This is a genomic window from Candidatus Rokuibacteriota bacterium, from assembly GCA_030647435.1.
Taxonomy (GTDB): Bacteria; Methylomirabilota; Methylomirabilia; order Rokubacteriales; family CSP1-6; genus AR37.
In genome coordinates this window covers 1-6,693 of the sequence record JAUSJX010000148.1, presented here as the reverse complement: position 1 = coordinate 6,693, position 6,693 = coordinate 1, and the positions used below count along the sequence as shown (strand labels likewise).

General features: G+C 62.2%; 6 protein-coding genes. 4 read left to right on the top strand and 2 right to left on the bottom strand.

Features of this window, described 5'->3' with window-relative positions:
• Together Q7W02_25910 and Q7W02_25905 are read right to left on the bottom strand one after the other, a co-directional pair.
• The coding region (locus Q7W02_25910; protein MDO8479568.1) for a hypothetical protein at nt 1-351 on the bottom strand (351 nt) is incomplete at its 3' end.
• A gap of 623 nt (nt 352-974) precedes the next feature.
• Nucleotides 975-1,598: a hypothetical protein gene (locus Q7W02_25905; protein ID MDO8479567.1), complete on the bottom strand. Its 624-nt coding sequence runs from the start codon at nt 1,596-1,598 to the stop codon at nt 975-977.
• A gap of 1,241 nt (nt 1,599-2,839) precedes the next feature.
• Between Q7W02_25905 and Q7W02_25900 the strand changes: the two genes are divergently transcribed.
• The 4 genes from Q7W02_25900 to Q7W02_25885 all read left to right on the top strand — a co-directional run.
• Nucleotides 2,840-3,685, top strand: a complete 846-nt coding sequence (locus Q7W02_25900) for a PEP-CTERM sorting domain-containing protein (GenBank protein ID MDO8479566.1) — start codon at nt 2,840-2,842, stop codon at nt 3,683-3,685.
• A gap of 235 nt (nt 3,686-3,920) precedes the next feature.
• A complete protein-coding gene (locus tag Q7W02_25895) occupies nt 3,921-4,547 on the top strand; it encodes a hypothetical protein (protein ID MDO8479565.1) in 627 nt (208 codons plus the stop codon).
• Nucleotides 4,548-4,586: 39 nt separating this feature from the next.
• Nucleotides 4,587-6,185, top strand: a complete 1,599-nt coding sequence (locus Q7W02_25890; protein ID MDO8479564.1) for an FAD-binding oxidoreductase — start codon at nt 4,587-4,589, stop codon at nt 6,183-6,185.
• 166 nt (nt 6,186-6,351) lie between these two features.
• The coding region (locus tag Q7W02_25885; protein ID MDO8479563.1) for a hypothetical protein at nt 6,352-6,693 on the top strand (342 nt) is incomplete at its 3' end.

The following is a 6,693-nucleotide window of genomic DNA, read 5'->3' as shown; positions in this document are numbered from 1 at the left end:
GGCGGCGGCGAGGGCCACGCGCAGGGGCGGGGCCACCACGACGCCATGCTGCTGCGCCAGGGCCGCCAGGAGGCGGGGCAGGATGGCGACGAGCAGCGTGCCGGACAGATCATCGCTGGCGCGCCACACGCGCTCGAGGAGTGGCACAAGCTCGCGGCCGTAGCGTCGCGGGCGCCCGGGGGGCCGCCCGGCCGGGCGCGGCCGCTGGCCCAGACGCCGGATCGCCGCCTTCCGGTGGCCGTGCGTCGTGCGACAGTACTCGTCCACAATCCTCCCTCGTTCACGCGTGTCGGCCACCACGTACCGCCGCCGCAACACCTCGGCATACTCTCGGCGCGCTCGCTCCGTCACGGGGCCTCCTCTCCGGCTTGGGTCACACCGGTTTTGAGGCACCCACCTCATTTTCGGTAACACTTGTTTTGAGGGCGATCGGCTTCTTGACCGCGAGCCCGTGGCGGCGCAGGATGGCCCGGGTCAGAGGGCGATCGCGGTGCTGACGCTCGCCTCTTCGCCCCGGTGAAGCGAGCAATTCCGGGTGTCAGGCTGGGGCCCGCAGGGGAGGCCGCATTTCGCCCACCCGCATCGCGCGGCGAGGGAGCCGAGGGAGCAGCGTTTGTCCGTCTATGCGCCTTGACTCAAGCAATCAAACGCTGGAGCCGGCGAACAGGCTCCCCAGAAGACAGACACCGACAGGGCATACGTCCTGCCGAACTCTCAAGTGCTTGACTTTCTGGCTGAATCCCAAGAAAGGGCAGGCGTCAGTGGGAACCTAGTGCCGGGTAGATGGTTCCGCCAGGGAAGAATGCCTGCGACAAAGAGAGGGACAGACGAGGCCGGCTGCTATGCCGCGGACGACCCATCCCCTACTCGCACCGAGGTCCGAGCGAGGGCGGAGATCCGCGAGTCCTACCTTTCGAGGTCCTGACTGACTCTGCGGTAGCCTTGCGGACGAGACGCAGGACCCGCGACGACGACTACGCGAGCGCCAGACGCAGGGGTCTCTCCCGGTCGACAACGCTTCGGTTTGGAGTGCCCCGCGAGAGCATGAGGGGCTTCCGGGGCGGCCGGGGGTCGCAGCCCGCCAGGATGTACGCTCGGTCTACCGCGGAAGCCTTGGTGAGCGCTTCGTGGCGGGAGAAGAAATACGCCACGTGCTCTGCCAGCGGAACAACCTGTTTCAGATCCTCGCCCAGCCGAGCCAGCACCGGTCCGAGGTTTTCCGGGCTGAACAGGAAGCCGTGGACTTCACTGATCATGGGGTGGCCATCGCGCAGCTCGCGCATCAAAGACCGCGCGAGCGCGAGATCGAGGCGAAGCGCGACGGCGGGAGCGCCGTTGACCTTGCGATACTGCTTCAGACCGCCGATGTCTTGAAAGTGGAATGCGTTGCGGTAGAAGGCGGCGTGATGCGGGTTGACCGCGATGCAGAGATCGCTCCCCACCTGGGCGGCATAGACGACCAGCATCCGGATGAGGCGCAGGAGAATCGCGACTCCCGAGGGCTGGTAGTCGGGATCCACGGCCAGCCCGGAAACCTCCGCCAGGTCGCGACCCACGTCCCGAAGCGTCCGGAGCTCATCCGAATAGATCTCGTCCATCGGGAGACCCACTGGCGAATCGGCGATGAGAGTCATTGTCGCGACCACGCAATCCTTGGACCGGGCTACGAACACACGCGTTGCCGGAAGGGCGTTGTGAATACTCAGGCGCCAATTCGACGGGTGTGGATCTATGTATCCTTGTGCGACGTACTGATCATGTTGCAAGCGAAAAGCCTGCTCGAGAGTACGGCGATCGGTGGCAAGCCCGAAGTCGAGACCGTCTGCGATTTGATCGTTCTGGAACCAGGTAGCCTTGAGCCGTGAACGGCTCGGGGTCGGTGGTGAGATCTCTTCTGCACGCGTGGCCTGAAGCGATGATACCGACATCTATGATGTCTCCCCTCTCTCTGGAAGCCTTGGCCTCCAGAGGCTGTCCACTTCTCTCATAGGCAAAGACTGCGCCACTGAAGGTGCCGCCGTACGACGCCACTTCTCTCCCAAAATATCAAGCAGATGGCTCTCTCCTGGCTCGATGGCCGCACCGAGGACCGTCAGCCCGCTGACATGTCATGGTTGTCCAGCTATGCAGGTGACACCCCCTCTGACGACGACATGACGATCGCGTGACCCGGCTTCAGAAGGCCCGCACGAAGGCGCTTAAAGTGAAACACCTCCCAAAGCTTCCAGGAGGTGTCCGCTTCTGTTCGAGGTGGTCTTTCCGATGACCAACTTCCAAGATACCGATCGCTCTTATCCTGGAGGCCTGCGTCGTGTGATCGGAGCCGGGCGCGTCGAAAAAACTTACACCTTGGCCCGATGACATTTCGTTCGGGAGTGTGAAGCGAGATACGTGCCACTTATGAAAACGCCGCGTGATTGAACCTTTCAGTCTCGCTGATGCGGCAAGCAGCCAAGGGTCGTAAGGTTCTTCGACAAGACAATTCCCACGGCCGATTCGCCTGCTCCTTCGCAAATGCAGAACCGCGCGCCCTGGCTTATTACCTGATTTACTAACTGTCGGAAATCCTACCGTTGTCGCCCTGGTGCCACTTGGAAGGGCTGGAGAGTCATCGTGAGGATTTACCTTCTCTTTCGGCTATTTGTGTCTCTTGTACAATCAGACCCGGCGGAAACGTTTACAGTTCACTCCAGTTCCGGTACGTTCGGAGGAGGGTCGATCTCTGCTAACTGAGCAATATCTCTATGGAATTGGTCCCGAGACCGTGGGCTGGCACGTGGGTTGCTGTACTGTCGCAGAAACGTTTTCTAGTCCCTCAGAGCTAAAGGAGAGGAACTCAATGAGAAAGCTGGCGATTGCACTCGGGATCGTGAGTGCATTGGCTGTATCACAAGCAAATGCGGCTCCGATCTTTACCCTCACGGGGGGCTTTGCCGGAGACGTGGTCATCAAGCTTCAGAACTTTGAAAGCTTCACCGGCGCTCTCGCACCCGGCTCGGAGAACTTCGGTATCCTCCGAATCACCACGATCGAAGCCGCCGATGCCAGCGGCCCCGTCTGGGTGCACGGACAGAACGGCGCGGAGATCACGGGCATATTTCGGGACATCATCGTCGTCGCCACCGCACCGGTGGGAACCGGCCTTAACGTGAAGTCGACCGGCGGCTTGCTTGACCTCTACATCAATCCAGTCGGCGCTTTCGCTACTGCCGGCGGCGCGGGGCAGGGCATCGGTGGGTATGCGGCGGCAGGCGGTGGCTGTGTGCCTGGAAGCACCACTCCGTGTTACAACGGCATCTCGAACGCAGCCGGTGGAGGGGTGTTCCTCACCCTCAAGTGGAATAGCGGGGTCGACCCCCTGAATCCGTTGATCTTCATCGATGGAGACTTCGACTTCGCCACGTTCCCCTCTACGGGAGACGCAGCGGGCTATCTCGACGTGACCGGCGGGCCGTATGCGGGCACCTTCGACACGAACGGCCAGATCACACCCTTTGGGGCGCGTGACGTATTCGCCCAGAACGACTTCTGCCCGAATGTCACCTTGACTTGCGGCACCGTAGGCGACTGGCAGCTTCTCAGTGACGACCCGGTCCGCGCGAGAGTCCCGCAACCGAGCACCCTTGCGCTTCTCGGAATCGCCGTGATTGGTCTCGCGGCTCTGCGCAGGAAGATCGCAGCGTAAAGACGCGTCTGTCCAAGCTCTACAGAGGCCCCTTCTTGGGGCCTCTTTTTTTGTCCGAGAGGGGCTGCGGAGCAGGACATCGAGCCCTGAGCGACCGGCCGCGCCGGCCTTACGGCGACGCTGGTCCGCCTGAATGCATCTGCCCGTCCATGGGCGGGAAGCGAGTAAACTAGTCTCGGCTGACATGCGGATTCGTTCCGTTCTCGTATCCACACGGGCAAGACTGGTACTCCAGGTGCTCGGGTCCGTCGCGATACTGGGGTGGATTCCCGGGAATGCGGCCAAGCTCACGGCGCTGATCCTCGTCTGGGTTATCGGATTTGGGAGAATCTCCCGGCGCGAGCTCGTGCTCATGATCGGCATCAACCTGTTGTTCCTCGTCATGAACGTCGGCGCCTTGAACAAGGGCGCATTCCGGTTCAGCGACCCCGACGCCCTGGGCATGCCGATTTACGAGTTCGTCATGTGGGGGTTCTACACTCTCAATACCATCCGCTTCCTCGGGGGAGAGGCTCCGCAGGGGAGACGATGGTTGGCGCTCGTCCTGGCCATTGCGTTTGCACTTCCGTTCTCGGTGGTGAGGGATGCCGGGAGCTTGACGCTGCTGTCCTCAGCAGTTTTGGCTATAGCGCTCGCCCTGTATCACGAGCCGATGGATCTTGCGTACCTCGCGTACATGGTCATAATGGGTGCCTTGGTGGAGTACGCCGGCGTGTGGACAGGGCAATGGAGCTACCCGGGTAATCCGCCAGGAGGGGTGCCCTTCTGGTTCATCACCATGTGGGGAGGAGTCGGGGTGTTCACCCGAAGACTGCTTTTCCCCCTCATGCGCGAAGGCACCAGGTCAGCAGTTCCCAGTTGACGCAGGCCCGGTGGCGGGACTGTGTCAGGAGGAATTCCGGTGGAGACACGTAGCGCCCTGCGGGGATGGGCCGAGCTTCTCGGCCCATCCCATGTTCTGGACGCCGCGGCGGCACAAGCCGACTATGGGCGCTGCACTACGGGAGTCCAGCGTCGGCTGGCGGGGGCGCTCAGACCACAGGAACGATCCCAGGTCACGGCAATCGTCGAGATCGCCGCCCGCTTCAAAGTCCCTCTCTATCCGATTAGCACCGGCCACAACTGGGGATATGGAACGGCCTTGCCGCCTGCCGAAGACTGCGTGATCCTCGACCTTTCCGGACTCAACCGGATACTGGAGTTTGACGCGGATACAGGCCTGGTGACCGTAGAGCCGGGCGTGACCCAGGGGCAACTCGCCGAGTTCCTTGACCGCGGAAAACACCCGTACCTGGTGCCCGTGACAGGTGCGGGTCCGACGTGCAGCATTGTTGGCAATGCGCTCGAGCGCGGCTACGGAATCACGCCCCATGCCGATCATTTCGGCGCCGTGATGGCGCTCGAGGCGGTGTTGCCGGATGGGCGCGTCTACCGCTCCGCACTGTCCGCGCTCAATGGAGAACCGCTCGACCGTGCGTTCAAGTGGGGGATCGGCCCCTATCTTGACGGCCTCTTCTCGCAGAGCGGCTTTGGCGTCGTGACTCAAATGACGATCGTGCTCGCTCGTCGTCCCGATGCCATCAAGGTCTTTCTCTTCGGCTTGAAGAAGCCGGAGCAGCTCGGGGGCCTGGTGGATCTCGTGCGCGAGGTGATTGCCCGATACCCGGGAGTCGTCGGCGGCATCAACCTGATGAACGCGCATCGCGTGTTGGCCATGGCGGTACCCTATCCGCGCGAGCGATTGGACTCCGATGGCCTCATCTCGCCGGAATTGCTCGCCGAGCTCAGTCGCAGCAATCAGGTGATGCCCTGGACGGGATTCGGCACCCTCTATGGCTCCAAGGGAGTTGTGAAGGCGGCGCAGCGTGAGATCCGGGCTCTTCTCAGGCCTTTGGCCTCTCGACTGGTATTCATCAGTCCGAAGGGCGGACGGACACTCGCCCGAGTTGGACGTGTATTGCCGAGCTATCTTCGCTCGAAGCTCGGTCGGAACCTGGACATGCTTGAACGCTCTCTGGAGCTGGTTGCCGGTCGGCCGAATGAGACCGCGCTGCCCCTGTGCTATTGGAACAACCGGAAGCAGCCTCGCGTTGGGTCCGCAATGGATCCGGCGCGTGACGGCTGCGGCGTGTCATGGTATTCGCCGCTTGTGCCGATGACGCGAGACCGCGTTACCGCCTATGTGCGAATGGTCACGGCCATCATGCGGGAGCATCGGTTGGAGCCCCTCATGACCCTGACCAGCCTGTCCGACAGGTGCTTTGACAGTACCGTGCCATTGCTGTTCGATCTGGACTCCGAGGAGAGCCGCAAGAATGCGGAGAAGTGCTACTGGGCGCTTCTGGAGGCCGGCCGAAGCCACGGCTTCCTTCCTTACCGGGTGGGCATTCAGACCATGAACTGGCTGTCGCAGAGTGACGCGACCTTCTGGCAAGTCGTCCGGGAGATCAAGAAAACGCTCGATCCCTACGCGATTATCTCCCCTGGCAGGTATGTCTAATGACTCGCGCGTAATTGAGTCACAGTTCTGAGCTTGAGAAATTAAGTACTTACGTGTCATCGTAATCGGCGAGAGTCATTAGTCCGCTATGCGGACGTCAACGGTCATTCCAAGTTTGAAGTCGGTCCCTCCTTCGGTCACTTCGATCCTCGTCTCCAGCACCTTCATGTCCTGGATCTTGACCGGATCCTCGGGGCGGGTTTTCCGCTTCTATCGCCTGCGCTCCCGACTGGCGTGGGCTCACGCCCTGTGCCGCGCCGTGCTGGGCGTGTGTGCCCGCGGGCTGCTCGCCTTCTCCGCGCGCACCGCGCGGTCGCACGGCATCCCGGAGGGCCAGACCGGCACGGTGACGGTGCTCCAACGCTTCGGGTACCGCCGTTCATACTGCGACCTCCTGCACGAACAAAGCCTCAATCGGCCACCTTCGTGCGGTTCAGGGGCGTCTCAACGGAGCCGCGAGGCGCTCGAGCCTCGCGGCGGTGTCCTCGGCGATCTCAAGCCACCACAC